Here is a 521-nt window from a genome sequence, read left to right on the forward strand (position 1 = left end):
CTCTTCCGCTTCCACTGCCTTCAAAGCCGCTTGAGCTTGAACCACAGCAGCGCGGGCATGACTCAACTCCTCACCTGAAATCGCGTCTGTTCCCGATAAAGCTTCACGTCGACGCAAATCTGCCTGAGCCTTTGCCAATTCGGCTTTTCGCAACAGAACTTGCGCTTTTGCTTTCGAGTTAACCGCAGTTTGTTGTTTATTCTGACGAATTGCCTGAATCAATTCATTTTGAGCACGCTCGTAAGCCAGCTGAAAATCGCTGTCATCTAACGCAACTAAGACATCCCCTTTTTTGACCACATCAGTATCGTCATACATCACCTTTCTTACCGTACCGGTGACTTGAGGGGTAATTTGCACCAGATGGCCCGCAACATAAGCATCTTCAGTCTCTTCCTCGTATTGCCAAAATAAGAAATACGCAAGAGCCACACCGACTGCAATCAAAATAAAAAGCAGTGTGATAACTGCCAAATTACGTCCGCGCTTACGCCCCACCCTTGAACTTTTTGTCCCTAAAT

Annotated in this window: 1 pseudogene; it reads right to left on the reverse strand. The window is 47.0% G+C overall.

Annotated elements, in window-relative coordinates:
• Positions 1–521: pseudogene (locus ACTHUR_RS18150) on the reverse strand (hemolysin D); the annotation flags it as partial.

It is taken from the genome of Neisseria sp. P0021.S007 (assembly GCF_051956855.1).